At 56.1% G+C, this 1,759-nt stretch carries 1 protein-coding gene and 1 pseudogene; both read left to right on the plus strand.

Annotated elements, in window-relative coordinates; genetic code table 11:
* Positions 1-1,242, plus strand: a 1,242-nt coding sequence (gene ectB / locus NKI35_RS31200) for a diaminobutyrate--2-oxoglutarate transaminase (protein ID WP_352742641.1), incomplete at its 5' end; no start/stop codon positions are given.
* A pseudogene (locus tag NKI35_RS31205) lies at positions 1,235-1,759 on the plus strand (2OG-Fe(II)-dependent halogenase WelO5 family protein); the annotation flags it as partial. The gene ectB and the pseudogene NKI35_RS31205, both read left to right, overlap by 8 nt.

A 1,759-nucleotide genomic window follows, 5' to 3' on the forward strand; every position in this document is an offset into this window, starting at 1 on the left:
TTCACGGCTCATGAGTCTAACGTTCGTCGCTATGGGCGATCGTTTCCCGCGGTCTTTACGAAAGCCCTTGGGGCGACAATCTGGGACGAGGCCGGTAAGCCGTATATCGATTTCCTTGTAGGGTCCGGCGCACTCAACTACGGACACAACAATCCAGACATTATTGCACCGGGAATCGAATATCTCGTCGGCGAGAACATTCTTCTGTCGCTCGACATGTATACGACTGCGAAGCGTGACTTTATTGAAGTGTTTGTGGATTCGATCCTGAGGCCCAGAGGCCTCTCTTACAAAATACAATTTCCTGGGCCGACCGGCACAAACGCTAACGAAGCGGCACTGGCCCTGGCGCGAAAATATACCGGCCGCTCAAGCGTCATGGCCTTCACAAATGCGTTCCACGGCATGTCGCTCGGCTCCCTGGCGGTGTCGGGTTCGGCGTCAACCAGGGAACTGGGCGGCGTTGCTCGCCACGATGTGATCCGTGTCCCCTACGACGGCTACCCCACGCAAGCTTTCGATTCCGCTAGCTACATCGACTATGTTTTAGGCGACCCGGGGAGCGGCATAGAAAAGCCAGCCGCAATCATTCTGGAGACTATCCAGGCAGAAGGCGGCCTGAACACTGCATCTGCAGCATGGCTCACAGAAATTCAGCGCATTTGCCGCAAGCACGGCGTTGTATTGATCGTCGACGATATTCAGGCTGGTGCGGGCCGAACGGGCGAGTTCTTCTCATTCGAGTTCGCGGGTATTGATCCCGACATCGTATGCCTTTCAAAGTCCCTAAGCGGATCAGGTAGTCCGTTCTCCATCGTTCTGATTCGGCCCGACCTGGACATTTGGAATCCCGGAGAACATAGCGGGACCTTCAGAGGCAACAATCTCGCCTTCGTGACTGCAGGGGCGATGTGCAAACTGTGGTCCGACACGCAGTTTACTGCAGGCGTCGAGCGGACAGCCGTCAAGCTGCAAGGACACCTTGACCGCCTCGTTGCGAAATTTCCCACGTGCATCGAACAAAAGCGCGGCCGTGGTCTGATGGCCGGTCTCAAATGCCGTTCACAGGCCGTTGTCGGCCGTGTGCATGATGTCGCATTCGAAAATGGCCTGCTGATCGAATCTTCAGGACCAAATCGCGACGTCATCAAAGTCCTCCCACCGATAACCATCACCGATGACGAACTCGATCAGGGCATCGCCATCCTTGATCACGCACTAGAGGAGCAAGCCAATGACTAACCAGGTATCTAAAGCGCGAGCCATCTCGCCAGTTGCGATCAGAGAACGAACCGGCTCGATCAGCACTGCAGACATCATCTCAGTCCTGAAAGGTGAGATCACCGCTCTGCACATCAGGCAAGCTTTCAGCACCGAACTAGCCGAGGAGATCACCGCGAACTTCAGTGGCAGTCCCGGTTTCAAGGAGCGTAAGGATGGCGTCCCCGGACAGTATGTCGGCGCATCGCACTACAGGAAGGATGCAGCCACATATTTCGCAGAGGCGGAAACTGCTCGACCGTACGTCGACGCCCTTTTTGAGAATCTGGTTGATCCGGTCCGAGCATTGTTCGACGCGTTGAAGCGCGAGCTTCGCAAACAGGGCATTGAATTGCGGCTGGCCCGTTCGGAGCACGGTCAGGCTAATGTTTGTCGCGCTCTCAGTTGGTCTGGCAGCGGCACATTCTCCTTGGACCCCCACGACGACGTCGCTCAAGTCTTATGTGCTGGGAACGATTACGAGCTTTCTGCGGTGGCG

It is taken from the genome of Mesorhizobium sp. M0676, assembly GCF_040320535.1.
In the GTDB taxonomy this organism is placed as follows: domain Bacteria; phylum Pseudomonadota; class Alphaproteobacteria; order Rhizobiales; family Rhizobiaceae; genus Mesorhizobium.